Annotated in this window: 16 protein-coding genes and 1 pseudogene; 4 read left to right on the top strand and 13 right to left on the bottom strand. The window is 68.0% G+C overall.

Annotation, left to right across the window (positions count from 1 at the left end; genetic code table 11):
- Window positions 1–125: 125 nt before the first annotated feature.
- Window positions 126–635, bottom strand: a complete 510-nt coding sequence (locus HPA01S_RS08865; RefSeq protein WP_066268976.1) for a GNAT family N-acetyltransferase — start codon at window positions 633–635, stop codon at window positions 126–128.
- A gap of 162 nt (window positions 636–797) precedes the next feature.
- Here HPA01S_RS08865 and atpE point away from each other — a divergent pair, with 162 nt between their 5' ends.
- Together atpE and HPA01S_RS08855 are read left to right on the top strand one after the other, a co-directional pair.
- Window positions 798–1,040: a F0F1 ATP synthase subunit C gene (gene atpE, locus HPA01S_RS08860; protein WP_066268974.1), complete on the top strand. Its 243-nt coding sequence runs from the start codon at window positions 798–800 to the stop codon at window positions 1,038–1,040.
- Window positions 1,037–1,579 (top strand): beta/alpha barrel domain-containing protein, encoded by a 543-nt coding sequence (locus HPA01S_RS08855; protein ID WP_066268972.1) that lies wholly within the window; start codon window positions 1,037–1,039, stop codon window positions 1,577–1,579. The genes atpE and HPA01S_RS08855 overlap by 4 nt, the downstream gene beginning before the upstream one ends.
- A gap of 25 nt (window positions 1,580–1,604) precedes the next feature.
- Here the strand turns inward: HPA01S_RS08855 and HPA01S_RS08850 are convergent, their stop codons facing one another.
- From HPA01S_RS08850 to HPA01S_RS08840, 3 genes are all read right to left on the bottom strand, one after another.
- Window positions 1,605–2,336 carry an alpha/beta fold hydrolase gene (locus tag HPA01S_RS08850; protein ID WP_066269121.1) on the bottom strand — a complete coding sequence of 244 codons (732 nt, stop codon included), beginning with the start codon at window positions 2,334–2,336 and terminating at the stop codon, window positions 1,605–1,607.
- Window positions 2,337–2,358: 22 nt separating this feature from the next.
- The gene (locus HPA01S_RS08845; RefSeq protein WP_157084940.1) at window positions 2,359–3,396 is read right to left on the bottom strand and encodes a Rieske 2Fe-2S domain-containing protein; all 1,038 of its coding nucleotides are present in this window, start codon (window positions 3,394–3,396) and stop codon (window positions 2,359–2,361) included.
- A gap of 66 nt (window positions 3,397–3,462) precedes the next feature.
- Complete coding sequence (locus HPA01S_RS08840; protein ID WP_084360564.1) at window positions 3,463–3,942, bottom strand: MarR family winged helix-turn-helix transcriptional regulator; 480 nt, start codon at window positions 3,940–3,942, stop codon at window positions 3,463–3,465.
- A gap of 215 nt (window positions 3,943–4,157) precedes the next feature.
- On the opposite strand from HPA01S_RS08840, the gene HPA01S_RS23035 reads away from it, so the two are divergent.
- Complete coding sequence (locus tag HPA01S_RS23035) at window positions 4,158–4,334, top strand: hypothetical protein (protein WP_169801515.1); 177 nt, start codon at window positions 4,158–4,160, stop codon at window positions 4,332–4,334.
- A gap of 13 nt (window positions 4,335–4,347) precedes the next feature.
- Here HPA01S_RS23035 and HPA01S_RS08835 read toward each other — a convergent pair whose 3' ends face one another.
- The 8 genes from HPA01S_RS08835 to HPA01S_RS08800 form a co-directional block, all read right to left on the bottom strand.
- Entirely contained in the window at window positions 4,348–5,172 is an 825-nt protein-coding gene (locus HPA01S_RS08835) for a TOBE domain-containing protein (RefSeq protein WP_066268966.1), read from the bottom strand.
- A gap of 106 nt (window positions 5,173–5,278) precedes the next feature.
- Entirely contained in the window at window positions 5,279–6,052 is a 774-nt protein-coding gene (locus HPA01S_RS08830) for a sulfate/molybdate ABC transporter ATP-binding protein (RefSeq protein WP_245638603.1), read from the bottom strand.
- A 4-nt stretch (window positions 6,053–6,056) separates the two neighbouring features.
- Window positions 6,057–6,731 carry a molybdate ABC transporter permease subunit gene (modB, locus tag HPA01S_RS08825; protein WP_066268964.1) on the bottom strand — a complete coding sequence of 225 codons (675 nt, stop codon included), beginning with the start codon at window positions 6,729–6,731 and terminating at the stop codon, window positions 6,057–6,059.
- Between the two features lie 35 nt (window positions 6,732–6,766).
- The gene (modA, locus tag HPA01S_RS08820) at window positions 6,767–7,522 is read right to left on the bottom strand and encodes a molybdate ABC transporter substrate-binding protein (RefSeq protein ID WP_066268961.1); all 756 of its coding nucleotides are present in this window, start codon (window positions 7,520–7,522) and stop codon (window positions 6,767–6,769) included.
- Window positions 7,523–7,678: 156 nt separating this feature from the next.
- Complete coding sequence (locus HPA01S_RS08815) at window positions 7,679–8,737, bottom strand: NUDIX domain-containing protein (RefSeq protein WP_066268959.1); 1,059 nt, start codon at window positions 8,735–8,737, stop codon at window positions 7,679–7,681.
- A 26-nt stretch (window positions 8,738–8,763) separates the two neighbouring features.
- Window positions 8,764–10,476 carry an NAD+ synthase gene (locus HPA01S_RS08810; protein WP_066268957.1) on the bottom strand — a complete coding sequence of 571 codons (1,713 nt, stop codon included), beginning with the start codon at window positions 10,474–10,476 and terminating at the stop codon, window positions 8,764–8,766.
- A gap of 35 nt (window positions 10,477–10,511) precedes the next feature.
- Window positions 10,512–11,744 carry a nicotinate phosphoribosyltransferase gene (gene pncB, locus HPA01S_RS08805; protein WP_066268954.1) on the bottom strand — a complete coding sequence of 411 codons (1,233 nt, stop codon included), beginning with the start codon at window positions 11,742–11,744 and terminating at the stop codon, window positions 10,512–10,514.
- Window positions 11,745–11,776: 32 nt separating this feature from the next.
- Window positions 11,777–12,592, bottom strand: a complete 816-nt coding sequence (locus HPA01S_RS08800; RefSeq protein WP_066268952.1) for a cysteine hydrolase family protein — start codon at window positions 12,590–12,592, stop codon at window positions 11,777–11,779.
- A gap of 160 nt (window positions 12,593–12,752) precedes the next feature.
- Between HPA01S_RS08800 and HPA01S_RS08795 the strand changes: the two genes are divergently transcribed.
- The gene (locus HPA01S_RS08795) at window positions 12,753–13,403 is read left to right on the top strand and encodes an NUDIX hydrolase (protein WP_245638602.1); all 651 of its coding nucleotides are present in this window, start codon (window positions 12,753–12,755) and stop codon (window positions 13,401–13,403) included.
- Window positions 13,404–13,467: 64 nt separating this feature from the next.
- Here HPA01S_RS08795 and HPA01S_RS08790 read toward each other — a convergent pair.
- A pseudogene (locus tag HPA01S_RS08790) lies at window positions 13,468–13,631 on the bottom strand (IS21 family transposase); the annotation flags it as partial.
- Window positions 13,632–13,701: the final 70 nt, after the last annotated feature.

Below are 13,701 nucleotides of genomic sequence, written 5' to 3'. Positions count from 1 at the left end.
GGGTGGCTGCGGGTGCGACGGGCCGTCCAAGACCTGCGGTACCGCATAGATACTCCCCAGTGTATGACAGGCAGTAGAGGCATGCATGCTGCGGCGCAAGAACGAAAGCCTCGGTCCGTCCGACGTTACCCGGGCGTGGCGGCGCGCGGCAGCGGCGCCAACAGCCGCGACATCAGGATTTCGTCGACGTAGTGTTCCTGCGCGGCGCGCTTGTAGGCCGCGCGCAGCGTGCCCTCGTGCTCGAAGCCGAGCTTGCGGTAGAACGCCATCGCGCGCGGGTTGTCGGCCTCCAGCATGAGCTCCACGCGCAACACCCCCTCGGCCGCGAGCCGGGTGATCACATCGTTCATCATGCCGGCGGCAAAGCCCGTACCCTTCGCGTCGGGCAACACCGCCAGCGTGCCCAGGTACGCGGTGTGCCCGGCGCGGCCGGCGTGCCGCTGCACACGGTAGAAGCCCTGCACCACGCCAGCGCGTTCGACCACATGGAAACCACCGCCGGCCAACAGGCCGTCGAACACCGGCTGGAATTCCGCCAGCGGCATGGGCTCGACGCCGAGAAAGGGCACGACCTCGTCGTGCATGTAGATGCGGTGAACCGCGTGAAGGTCGGTGGTCTGGGCCAGGCGGTGCATGGTGGTCTCGGGTCCCGGTGTTGTGGTGTGGAATCGGCGCCGCCCATCCTAAGGCAGCAGGGCCTGGCCGCTCGGCGATGACCTGTCAGGTCATGGCGTTGATGCAGGCCCACTGGCACAGTGAAGCCATCACACAGACCTTCATCCCTCCAGGAGCTTTGCATGTCAGACCTCAGCCAACTCCCACTCGCCGTCGGCCACATGATCGGCCTGGGCGCCCTCGGTTCCTGCATCGGCATCGGCCTGATGGCAAGCAAGTACCTGGAGGCGTCCGCCCGCCAGCCTGAGATGATGGACGCCATGCAACCCAAGGTTTTCCTGCTCGCCGGCCTGCTGGACGGCGCCTTCATCATCTCGGTCGCGCTGGGCGTGTGGTTCGCCCTCGCGGCGCCCTTCCCCCGATGAGCGAAGCCGCGCCACCACCCCGCCATGTGCTCGTGGCCGGCGCCGGTGGCGCCACCGGCAGCGCGGTGCTGCACGAGCTGCTGGGCGAGACGAACCAGGACCGCGTGACGGTGCTGACCACCCGCGCCTTCCTGCAGACGACCGCGCGCCTGGACCACGCGGTGGTGCGCGACGCAGCCGGCTGGGCCGATGCCCTGCCGGCCGCGGACCACGCGGTCATCGTGTTCGGCACCGCCCGGCGGGCGCGCGAGGCGGTGTACTGGCAACCCGCGCGTGCCGACCTGCTGCCGCTGGCGCGCGCCCTGCACGCGCGCGGTGTGCGCAGCCTGGAGGTGGTGCTGGCGGAAGGCGGGCTCGATGTGGTCGAGCGGCTGGAGATTCAGCGCATCGGTTTTCACACCGTCACCGACCGCCGCCGCAGCACGGCCTCGGTCATCGCCAGCGGTCAGCCCAGAGGGATTTGGCCCGAGCGGCTGGCGGCGTGGATGATCCACCTCGTGGTGAGCACCATGCAGCAGCTGATGCGCGGCAAACGCTGAACCCGGCCAGGGGCTCGCACACGTTTCAGCGCGTGATGGTGTGCCGTTGCATCCAGGCGCGGATGGCGTGCGCCACGAACAGCGGCTGCTCCATGGGCAGCATGTGGCCCGCGTCTTCAATGATCTGCAATTGCGCCAGGCCCGGCGGCACCAGCTGGCCCATGGCCGCGTGGCGCGCGGGTGGGCTCCAGCTGTCCTGCGCACCACACAGCAGCAACACCGGCACGCTCAACCCACTCAGGGTGGCCGTGGCATCGGGTCGGTTCAACAAGGCCTGCACATGGTTCTCGAACGTGCGCGGCGTGTGGCGGGCGATCATCGCCACCACATCGGCTTCCACCGGCGAACCCAGGTGCTCGGGCTTGAGCATGCCCTTGACCCATCGTTCGCCCATGGCGCGCATGCCATCGCCCTGCGCCAGCGCCACCAGCTGGGCGCGGCCTTCGCGCTCGCGCTGGCCGGCCTCATCGCCCGGCAAGGCCTGGTAACCGGTGCTGCAGAGCACCAGGCCACACAGCGACGGCCCGAGCTGGCGCGCGGCCTCCAGCGCCACACGGCCGCCCATGGAGTGGCCGATGAGGCAGACCCGGCGACCCGCCGCGGCGGCCAGCACGCGCTGCGCCATGGCGCCGATGCTGCGCTCGTCCGGGTAAGTGATCACCGGGCCGGGTGCGGCCCAGTGCGCGTGCACCCCGGCCCACACCGCCTCGTCGCACACGAGGCCCGGCAGCCAGATTGCCAGCGGCTCGTCGGCCATGTTCACACGCAGGGGGGGCGGCTCAGGCCGTCGCCGTTTCCTGCGCCATGTGCTCGTCGATCAGGCGCCGCGCCTGCACCCCACCAGCGTCGATGTTGAGCTTGAGCAGCTTGCGCTCGGCAAACGCCTCCAGGTTTTGCTGCTGGCGCTCCAGCACCTCCAGGTCTTCCGAGAAGATGCCATGCTGGCCGTCGCGGATGCGCGTGGTGAGGTCCTTGTCCTGCGGCTGGAAGCGCCGTGCCATGCCCCAGAAGTACCACATCGAACCGTCCGTCTCGGGCGTGATGAAGTCGGTCACCACGCTGTAGACCTTCTTGTCGTCGGGCGCGTCGTAGCCCCCGTGGCCAGCCAGCGCCACACCCACCTCGATCATCACGTGGCTGGGCGGCGAGAAGCGGCACACCTGCCAGCGGTCCACCTTGGGGTTGCCGCTCACACCAATCGCCTCCAGCGCCCCGCGCCAGAACGGCGGCGCCTCGATGTTCTCCATGAAGCGGCTGGTGACCACGGTCTTGCCTTCGCGGCGCGTGGTGCACGGCGTCTCGTCGATCTCCTGCTGGCCGATGCTGGTCGAGTGCACGTAGGTCTCGTGCGTCAGGTCCATCAGGTTGTCGATCATCAGGCGGTAGTCGGCCTTGATGTGGAACAGCCCGCCGTCGTAGGCCCAGGCCGGGTTGTCGTGCCACTCCAGCACCGGGATGGTGGTGGGGTCGGCCTCGTCGGCCACACCGGCCCAGACCCAGATGAAGCCGTAACGCTCCTCCACCGCAAAACGCTGGATGCGCGGGAAGGCCTGCACGCGCTGGCCCGGCATGGAGCGGGTGACGCCATCACCGCCCATCACCAGGCCGTGGTAACCGCACACCAGCTCACCCTTGCAGACGCGGCCCAGCGAGAGCGCGGCGCCGCGGTGCGGACAAAAATCTTCCACCGCCTGCACCCGGCCCTCGGCGTCGCGGAAAAAGGCCATGCGTGCGCCCAGCAGGCGGCGGCCCAGCGGGGCGTCACCGACTTCGGCCGAGGTGGCACCCACGTACCAAGCATTGCGTATCCAGCTCATCGTTGTCTCCTTCATTCAGTACACTGAATCAAATGTAGCCAAAGCCCGCTCGCGCGTCAACCGGGTTCAGACGGGGGGTTTGCCGAGCAGCTTGTGCATCAGGCCCATGAGCAGCTCGCGCTCGCCGGCGTCGAGCGGGGCGAGGATGCGGTCGGCCAGCAGGGCTTCGGACTGCAGCATGTCGCTGATCACGCGCTGCCCTTCGGCGGTGAGTTCGAGGCGGCGCTGGCGGCGCGCGCCGATCTCGCGCACGATCCAGCCGTCGCGCTCCAGCCGCACGGCGATCTCGGCCGCGGTCGAGGTGTCCAGCGCGATCGCCGCGGCCAGCGTCACCTGGTCGATGCCGGGGTGCTCCTGCAGCACGCGCAGCGCCGCGTACTGCAGTGGCGTGACCGCGCGGCCGAAGACGGCGTTGAAGCAGGCCACCGAATGCTGGTGCGCGCGACGGAACAAATGGCCGGGCTCGTGCAGGCCGAGCGTGGTGTCGGCGCCCCCGGTCTGCGGGGCGGGTGCGGCGGTGGAACGGGGGCGGCGGGAGACAGGCATGGCAACAGAGGCGGCAGGTTCGGACAAGGCGTCAAAGGCTCCCGGTGCAACGCCGGGATGGACGGACATTCTGGCGCAAGCGCAGGCCACCCGCCCCGGCACAACTGTCACTACACGGGCACCGGGGCCCCGCACGGCGGCGCGCGGCGCACCACACACCGGCCCGGCTGCGGGCCCGAAACGCCGCGCCGCACCGTTTCCGGGAGACCACGAGCATGCGCATGCTGCTGGCTGAAGACGACGCCGCACTGGGCAACTGGCTCACCCAGGCGCTCGGGCAGAACGACCTTCAGGTGGACCGGATGAACGATGGCCGCCTGGTGCGACGCAGCCTCAAGGAGACGCGCCACGGCGCCCTGAGCGGGCTGCACGAAGACGACCCGGTGAAATGAAAACGAAGAGGCCTCAGCTGGCGACGGCGAGGATCACGTCCGAGGCCTTGACCAGCGCGGTCACCGCGACCCCGGGCGCCAGCGCCAGCGAGGCCACCGCACCCTGGGTGACGATGGCCACCACGTCCAGGCCGTCGCGGGTGCGCACGGTCACCTCGGCGTTCACCGCGCCCGGCGTCAGCGCGTGCACCGTGCCGTCGATACGGTTGCGCGCCGACACGCGCACACCATCGAGTTCGGTGGCAAGCAGGACCGAGGACGCCTTGACCAGCACGATCACCGACAGCTCGGTCTTGAGGCCGAGCGTCTGCGTGCTCTCGTGCGTGATGATGGCCGCGAGGCGCTGGCCGCCCGGCAGGGTGACCTCGACCTCGTCGTTGACGGCACCCGAGCGCACCGCACTGACCTTGCCGACCCATTGGTTTCGCGCGCTGGTTTTCATGTTGAGTACCTTCAGCAGTGAAAAATCTTCGTCCAGGTCCATCGCGCCTTCGTCCAGCAGGGACACGAAGCGCTGGTGGATCGCATCCACCTTCTCGTAACGCTCGACCAGCAGGCGGCCGTGCGCCGTCAGGCGCGTGGAGCCACCACCCTTGCCACCCACCGCACGCTCGATCAGCGGCGTGCGCGAGAGGGCATTCATCTTGTGGATCGCATCCCAGGCCGCCTTGTAGCTCATGCCGAAAGCCTTGGCAGCCTGCGTGATCGAGCCGTGCTGCTCCACCGCACGCAACAAGGCCATGCGGCCGTGGCCGCCCACGCTGTCTTCGTCCACCGACAACCAGATCGATCCCCGGATGTCCAGCCGTCCACTGCCCTTGCGTTTCTTCGTCACCATGCCGGCTCCCGCTGCTTGTCCTGTGGGCCGCCGGCACCGGACCCACCGGTGCCCGGGCGGCACGTTTTGAGCATAGCAGCCGGCCTTGCGCGCACCGCGCGCGGCATCAGTCGGGGCGGGTACCGGGCGTGTCGACCACGCGCCCACCTTCGATGTAGACCACCTGCTCGCCCAGGCTGCGCACGTCGTCGTCGTCGTGCGTGATCAGCAGCATCGGCAGGCCGAGCGGGTCCAGCAGCTGGCGCAGCTCGCTGCGCAGGCGTTCGCGCAGGCCCTTGTCGAGCGCGGCAAAGGGTTCGTCCAGCAACAGGGCCGTGGGGTTGGTGACCAGGGCGCGCGCCAGTGCGGTGCGCTGGCGCTGGCCGCCCGAGATCTGGTGCGGGTAGTGGCCGGCGATGGCTTCGAGGTGGAAGGCGGTGATCCAGCGCTGCACGCTCTCGTCAACGATGGCCTTGGCCGGGTTGCGCCAGCCGCGCCGCAGCGCAAAGGCCACGTTCTGGATCACGGTGAGGTGGGGAAACAGCGCGTAGTCCTGGAACACATAGGCCAGGCGCCGCTCCTGCGGCGAGGTCTGCAGGCCCTGCGCGGTGTCGCACAACACGCGCCCGGCCACCACCACGCGCGCCTGCTCGGGCGCCACGATGCCGGCGATCATGCGCAGGGTCTGCGTCTTGCCCGCGCCCGAGGGGCCGAACAGCACCACGCGCGGCGCCGTGGCCTGGAAGCGCACGTCGAGCTCGAAGCGCGAGCCGGCCTGGCGCAAGGATTTGCGCAGCGCCACGTCCCAGGTGAAGGCCGGTGTCATGCCGGCATTGTGGCTGGCGGCCGCGTCCGGCGACGGCACGGCCAAAGGTGGTGGGGCGGCGTGTTCGCGGTACATGGCATCAACCCCGCACCATCACACGGCCAGGCACCAGCCGCCCGGCACTCAGCAACACGGCGACGCAGACGATGGAGGTGACCACCACCAGGAAGTTGGCGGTGTTGTCCTGCCCGGCCTGCACGGCTTCGTAGATGGCGATCGACAGGGTCTGCGTCTTGCCGGCGATGCTGCCGGCCACCATCAGCGTGGCACCGAACTCGCCCAGTGCGCGCGCGAACGACAGCAGCAGGCCGGCGAGGATGCCGCGCCAGGCCAGCGGCAGCGAGACGCGGAAGAACACCGCCCATTCGTTGATGCCGAGCGTGCGCGCCGCGTCTTCGAGTTGCGGGTCCACCGTCTCGAAGGCCGCGCGCGCGGCCTTGAACACCATGGGGAAGGACACGATGGTGGCGGCAATGATGGCCGCCTCCACCGTGAAGATCAGGCGGATGCCGAAGTGCTGCAATAGCCACGCGCCCACCACGCCCTGCGTGCCGATCACCACCAGCAGGTAATAACCGAGCACGGTGGGCGGCATGACCATGGGCAGGGTCAATGCGGCGTCAACCAGATCACGGCCCGGGAAGCGCCAGCGCGCAATGGCATAACCCACACCCACCCCCAGGAACAGGTTGAGCGCCGTGGCCCAGCCCGCCACCTTGAGCGTGAGGGCAAGCGGTATCCAGGCTTCGGCCATGGCGCCTCCGGTGTCCTGTATTCAGGGCCTGGGTCTCAGGGCTTGCCGAAGCCGTACTTGCTCAGGATGGCCTGCGCCGGCGGGGTGAACAGGAAGTCCACGAACTGCGCGCCCTGGGCCGCGTTCGGGCCGGCGGGCAGCGGTGCCACCGGGTACAGGATGGGCTTGGCGGTGGGCACGGTGAGCGCGACCTTGACCTTGTCCGGCATGATGGCCGCGTCCGTCGCGTAGACGAAGCCGGCGTTCACCTCGGCGCGCGCCACATAGTCCAGTGCCTGGCGCACATTGGTGGCGCCGATCATCTTGGGTTCAATCGCGCCCCACAGGTTGGCGGCTTCCAGCACGCCCTTGGTGTAGCGCCCCACCGGCACGCTGGCCGGCAGGCCGATGGCGATGCGGCCGTACGCCGGCTGCGCCAGGTCGTTGACGCTTTTCGGCTGCTGGGTGCTGGCGGTCGGCACGATCACCACCAGAGCGTTGGAGACGAAGTCGCGGCGCTGCGCGGCCTGCACCAGGCCCTGGGCCTGCGCCTGGTCCATGGTGTCCTGGTCGGCGCTGGCGAACACGTCGGCCGGCGCCCCCTTGGCAATCTGCGCCAGCAACGCACCCGAGGCGGCAAAGTTGAACTGCAGCTTGGTGCCCGAGTGGGCGGCCTCGAACAGCGGCGCGATGTCGCGGAAGGCGTTGGTCAGGCTGGCGGCGGCAGACACCGTGATGTCGGCCGCGTGGGCGGACAGGGCCATGCCGGAGGCCAGCCACAGGGCCAGGGTGCGCTTCAGGAAGGGTTTCATGGATGTCTCGCCGGGTGTTTATTTCGCAATATACGAGTATATACATCGAAACCCGAAATCACCCACCCTGCATAGTGAAGATCTGGCAACCGACCGCTATATACCGCCAGGGAAATCCAGCAAACCAGGCTCCCGTGCACCGGCGGCGCCGCGCCCTCAGGCCGGGCCGGGTGTGTCGTGGTACAGGCCGACCAGGCGGTCCAGGATGCAGTCGTGGTCTTCGAAGAACTGCCCCGCCATGCCGGGCAGGTCGGCCACGGGAACCCAGGCGGCCAGCTGCGCGTCGTCGGCCGCCTTCACCTCGGGCAGGTGATTCATCTGGCCCAGGTCGAAGCGGAAGGCCATGGACACGATGCCGCCACGCGGGCTGCGCAACTCGTGGTCGAACACGGCCGAGTCGCGCAGCGCGGCCTGCAGCGTGGACGGCAGTGGCGCATAACCCGTCTCTTCGCGCAGCTCGCGCATGGCGGCCTGCAGGAAACGCTCGCCCCGGTCGACAAAACCACCCGGCAGCGCCCACAGGCCATGGCCCACCTGGCCGCCGCGCCGGATCAGCAACACGTGATCGTTGACCACCACCAGGGCGTCTGCCGCCAGGTAGTGGGGCGCGGTGTACTTCTGCCGGATCGCCGCCACCGCGCGCGCTTCGTCGCAGCGGCGGCGGTACTCGGGCAGCAACGACCAGGCCTGCAGGTAGGCCACGGTGCTGGGGTGCAGGTAAGGCGTGAGCACGGTCAGGGCCATGCCGGTGTCTTCGCTGCCGAAATAGACCTTGCGCAAGGCGGTGGCGTCCAGCCCGTCCACCGGCTCGACGCCCACGCGCCGCCACGCAGGAAACCGGTTCAGGTAGGCGCTGGTGGCGTCCTTGATGTGGCCGATGAGGGCAATCTGGCGCGAGCCGCCCGCCACGACCTGCACCTGATCGGTGACGGCGCGCGCCCAGCGCTCGTCGTCGTAGTAATCGCGCACCGGCACGAACTGCAGGCGCTCGGCCTGGCCGGGCAACATGGCGAGGATCATGTCGCGCCGCTCTTCCCAGGTGAAAGGGTTGCGCACGTCGCGCGAGCGGAACGCCGACCCGATCACCACCACCACGCGCGGCGCGCTCTGCAGCGCGGCCTCGAACAGCTTCAGGTGACCGAGGTGGGGCAGTTGCCAGCGGCCGATGACGACGGCCAGATCGGCAGAGGACACAACAGAGGACGCGGTGGACATGGAATCTCCTGGCGGGTGGTCGTGAATCAGACCGCGCTGACCGCGGCGATCGGCATCTGGCGCCCGCTGCCAAAAGCGCGTGGCCGCAGCCGCAGCACCGGGGGCGCCTGGCGCCGCTTGTATTCGTTGCGCGCGATCATGCGGGCCACCCGCTGCACCAGGGCACGGCCCGCCTCGCTGGCCTGCAGCTCGGCCACGGTGCGCAGCGAACGCGCCTTCTCCCAGGCCGGCAAGCGCTCGCCTTCGATGAGCTGCTTGAGGATCTCGTCCAGCACCTCGTAGGGTGGCAGGCTGTCGGTGTCCTTCTGGTCGGGCGCGAGTTCGGCCGACGGGGGTTTGTCGATGATGGCCTGCGGAATCAGCTCGCGGCCGGCCGCCTGGTTGAGGTGGCGCGAGAGCTCGAACACCTCGGTCTTGTAGAGGTCACCCAGCAGGCCCAGGCCGCCGTTGGTGTCGCCGTACAAGGTGCAGTAACCGACCGAGACTTCGGACTTGTTGCCGGTGGTGAGCAGCAGGTGGCCGAAGCGGTTGGAGTAGGCCATCAGGATGGTGCCGCGCACGCGCGCCTGCAGGTTCTCCAGCGCCAGGCCTTCCAGGCGTTCACCGAACGCGGGCTGAAAGCCTTGCTCGTAGCCGCTCACGATGGCGTGGATCGGGTGCTCCATGAGTGCGATGCCCAGGTTGCGGCACAGGCGCACCGAGTCAGACACGCTGCCCTCGCTGGAGAAACGCGAGGGCATGGTGATGGCCACCACGTTGTCCGCGCCCATGGCCTCCACCGCCAATGCCAGCGTGAGCGCCGAGTCGATGCCGCCCGACGAACCCACCACCACCTGCCGAAAGCCGCAGCGGCGCGCGTAGTCCTTCAGGCCGAGCACGATCTGGCGCCGGTAGAAGTCCATGGTGTGCAGGCCCTCGGGTTGCACCGCCTGCAACGGGCTGCCACTCGCATCGACAAAGCTCTGGTGCCCGGGATCGAAGCCGAGCGTGGTCACGTCGGGCACGAAGCGTTGTGCCTCGAAGACGATGCGCCCGGACGCGTCCACCGCGAAGGACGCGCCGTCGTACACCAGCTGGTCGTGGCCGCCGATCTGGTTGACGTACAACAAGGCCAGCTTGTGGCGCGCGCAGGCCTTGCTGAAGACCTGGTGGCGCTGCTCGCGTTTGCCGATGTTGCTCGGGCTGGCGTTGATCGACACCACCAGATCGGGCAGCACCTCGGCCAGCTGGCTGAAGGGGTTGACGCTGTAGTCCGCGCCGTCGTCGTTCCAGCCGTCCTCGCAGACCATGAAGGCCACGCGCACGCCTTCGATGCGCAGGGTGCGCGCGCTGTGTTCGGGGCCGGGTTCGAAGTGGCGGCGTTCGTCGAACACGTTGTAGGTGGGCAGCAGCTGCTTGGCGTACTGCAGCAGCACCTCGCCGTTGCGCAGCACCAGCAGCGCGTTGTAAAACTTCTTGCCCGGGCCTTCACGCTGCAGCGGCGCGCCCACCACCCAATGCAACTCGGGCACCTCGCGCGTGGCGCGCTTGAGCGCCTGGATGCCCTCGGCAACCCGTTGCTGGAACGGCCGCTCGTCGAGCATGTCGCCGGGGTAGTAGGCGGTCAAGCTCATCTCGGGAAACACCACGAGTTGCGAGCCGTCCAGCCGCGCCTGGCGCGCGGCTTCGAGCATCAGGCGGATGTTGCCGTCGATGTCGCCAATGGTGGGGTTGATCTGGGCACTGGTGATGCGCAGCATGGGCAGCTCCTTGCCATGGCTGATTGAAAGAACACTCAGGCGCCGATGCGGAACACCTTGCGCAGGTAGGCGAGAAAGGTCTCGTCGTCGCAGATCGTCTTGCCCGGCGAGTCGGACAGCTTGGCCACCGGCTGGCCATTGCAGCTCACCAGCTTCATGACGATGTTGAGCGTGCGCAGGCCCATGTCGTTGGTGAGGTTGGTGCCGATGCCGAAGCCGGTCTGGATGCGGTCCCCGAAGTGGTGGTACAGGCCGAGCGCGGCCGGCAGGTCGAGCCCGTCGGAGAACACCAGGCGCTTGGTGTGGGCGTTGATCTTCAGCCGCTCGTAGTGCGCCAGCGCCTTCTCGCCCCAGGCCACCGGGTCGCCGGAGTCGTGGCGCAGGCCATCGAACAGCTTGGCGAAGTACAGGTCGAAGTCGGCAATGAACGCGTCCATGCCGACCACGTCGGTCAGGGCCACGCCGAGGTCACCGCGGTACTCCTGCACCCAGGTTTCCAGCGCCGCCTTCTGAAAGTCCTTGAGCTGCACGTTGAGCGCCTGGAAAGTCTGCAGGTACTCGTGCGCCATGGTGCCGATGGGCACCAGGCCGTACTTCTTCGCCAGGTACACGTTGGAAGTGCCCTTGAAGTACTCAGGCAACTCGCGCGCGAAGGTGGCCACCACCTCCTCCTGCCAGTCGGCCGAGAAACGGCGGCGCACGCCGAAATCAAAAAACTCGAACGGGTGGCGCCGGGTGGCGCTGCGGCCCAGCTCGCGCAGCAGTGCCACCTTGCCGTGCAGGCGCCGGCGGCCTTCGTCCAGCACCGCCGGTGTGCTGAAGCGGCGGAAGTAGATCTCGTTGACGATGGCCAGCACGAAGATCTCGAAGAACATCACGTGGATTTGCGGGCCCTGGGCGACGATGCTCAACTGGTCGCCGTCGGCGCTCACGCGGATGTAGCGGTGCTGCAGCTGGAAGATGCGCAGGAAATCGACGAAGTCCGACTTGATGTACCGCAGCGCACCCAGGTACTGCAGCTCGTCCTCGGTAAAGCGCAGCGTGCACAGGTGGTCCAGCTGGCGCTCGACTTCGTCAAGGATCTCGACCAGCGGGTAACCGGGCTGGTTGCGGCACACGAAGCGGTACTCGGCCTGGTTGGCCGGCATCGAGTGCAGCATGGGCTGCAGCATGGTGAACTTGTAGAGGTCGGTGCCGAGCAGCGAGGTGACGACGGGCACGAAGGCCTCGGCGGTAGCGGCAGCGGTCGGGGTCTGGAGGTCGCTCATGGTGGTCTCCGTGAAATCTCGGCGTGGATGATTCAGCCCAGGTTCTTCGCCAGCTCGCCCACCGTCAGCACCCGCGTGCCGGCAGCGCGTGCGCGCTCGAACAAGGCATCGGCCAGTGGCTCGAAGCCGGGCACCGGGCTCATGCAGTCGCGCAGCAGCACGACCTGCGGCGCGAAGGCCGGCGACCGCGCGAGGAAGCGCATGAACTGGTCGTAGCTGGAGGCCACGCAGTGGCTGGAGGCCTGGCCGGCAATCGCAATCAAGTCGGCCCCGCTGGCGAGCGACGCGGCCAGTGCCCGGTTGAACTGCGTGCCGGGCACCGACGCGACCGGCGCATCGGCCTCGAACACACCGAAGTGCTCACTCAAGGGGTACTCGCCCTTGAGCACCTTGCTGACGGAGCGCTGGTGCGCCATCTCCCAACCGGCGAGGGCCTGCGCCACATCGCTCTGGATGTTGTGGCCCCAGGTGCCGGTGACACAGTGCACCGGCCAGACCACCATGCCCGGCTTGCCGGCGGCTGCCAGCTGCTCCAGCATGGCCAGCACGGGTGCTGTCAGCGCGGCATTGCGCGGGCGGTACTCGCCTTCGCGGACGTTGTCCACCGTGAGAAACGTGAACGGCGCCACCGCCTCGCCGTTGCGGTCGACCCAGAAAGTTGTGCGTTCCACCGCCACGCTGGCGTGTGAATCGAGCGTGACGGTGATGTCGTCGATGCGGTCGGTGTGCGCGGCGATGAAGGCGGCCAGGCGCTGCAGGTCGGCGTTGGCGCCGGCCACCGGCAGGGTGGCGCCGTCGATGTCGCAGAAGTCGTTCTGGGGATCAATGATCAGGAGCTTGGTGCGCATGTCGGTCCTTCAGGGATGGCGGTCAACGGCCTCAGTATATCTACTTAGACTCATTTTGAATCTTTGTATTTTCAAAAACTCGATAGGTGAATTTCAAGCGCCATTGCACTGTAGATGCAATTTGAATCCAAGCCTTAGAATGCGCAGAAAACCCCACGCCATGGCCACCATTCTGACCGTCGACGCCGTGCTGCTCACCCTCATCGAGAGCGAGCTGCACGTGGCACTTTTCAAACGCGACAGCGCACCCTTCAAAGGCGTGTGGGCGCTGCCGGGTGGTTATGTGCACGAGAACGAAGACGACCACGCCGGCGCCGCGGCCGCGCGCGTGCTGCTGGACAAGGCCGGTGTGGTGAGCCCCTACCTGGAGGAGTACGGCACCTTCTCGGGCCCGGCGCGCGACCCGCGCGGCTGGTCGCTCACGGTGGTGTATTACGCGCTGGTGCCTGCGCCCGTGCTGGGCAGCAGCGTGCAATGGTTCCCGGTCGACAAGCTCCCGGCGTTGCCGTTCGACCACGCCCACATCATCACCGGCGTGGTGGCGCGGGTGCGCAGCAAGGCGGCTTACTCGTCGCTGCCGGTGTTCCTGTGTGGCGAACAGTTCACCGTGCCCGAGCTGCACGCGGTGTACGAAGCGGTGTTGTCCGAGCCACTGAACCGGGCCAACTTCCGGCGCAAGCTGGAAGACCTGGACATCCTGGAAGAAGTGCCCGGCGCCACCCGCCCCGGCATCCGCAGCCGGCCGGCCCAGCTGTACCGGCTGAGAAAGCCATACCGCTCGGCCCTGAGCGTGCGCGAGCGCGGGCTGTGAGAAGGGCCGGCGTGTTGCCGACGCGGAGTCAATCGAGGCGCATGATGCAGTTCGCGCTCTGCATGCTGGCTTCGATCAACAGCCATGTAAGGCGCTTTTCAGCGGAAGGATCGAGCTTGCTGGAGCTCGAGCGCTTGGCATAGCAGGGCTCTTCGCCACCTACCCTCAGGTGCTTCTGAACAGTGTTGCGAGCCGAACTGTTGGCCTGGAGATTTCGCGAATGGACATCTTCTCGCGCAATGCCCAGCACCATATGGCACTCAGTGTCACCACGTCCTGCACTCGTGAAATCTCCTGC

It is taken from the genome of Hydrogenophaga palleronii NBRC 102513 (assembly GCF_001571225.1).
GTDB lineage: Bacteria > Pseudomonadota > Gammaproteobacteria > Burkholderiales > Burkholderiaceae_C > Hydrogenophaga > Hydrogenophaga palleronii.
This window is presented reverse-complemented; position numbering and strand designations above follow the sequence as displayed.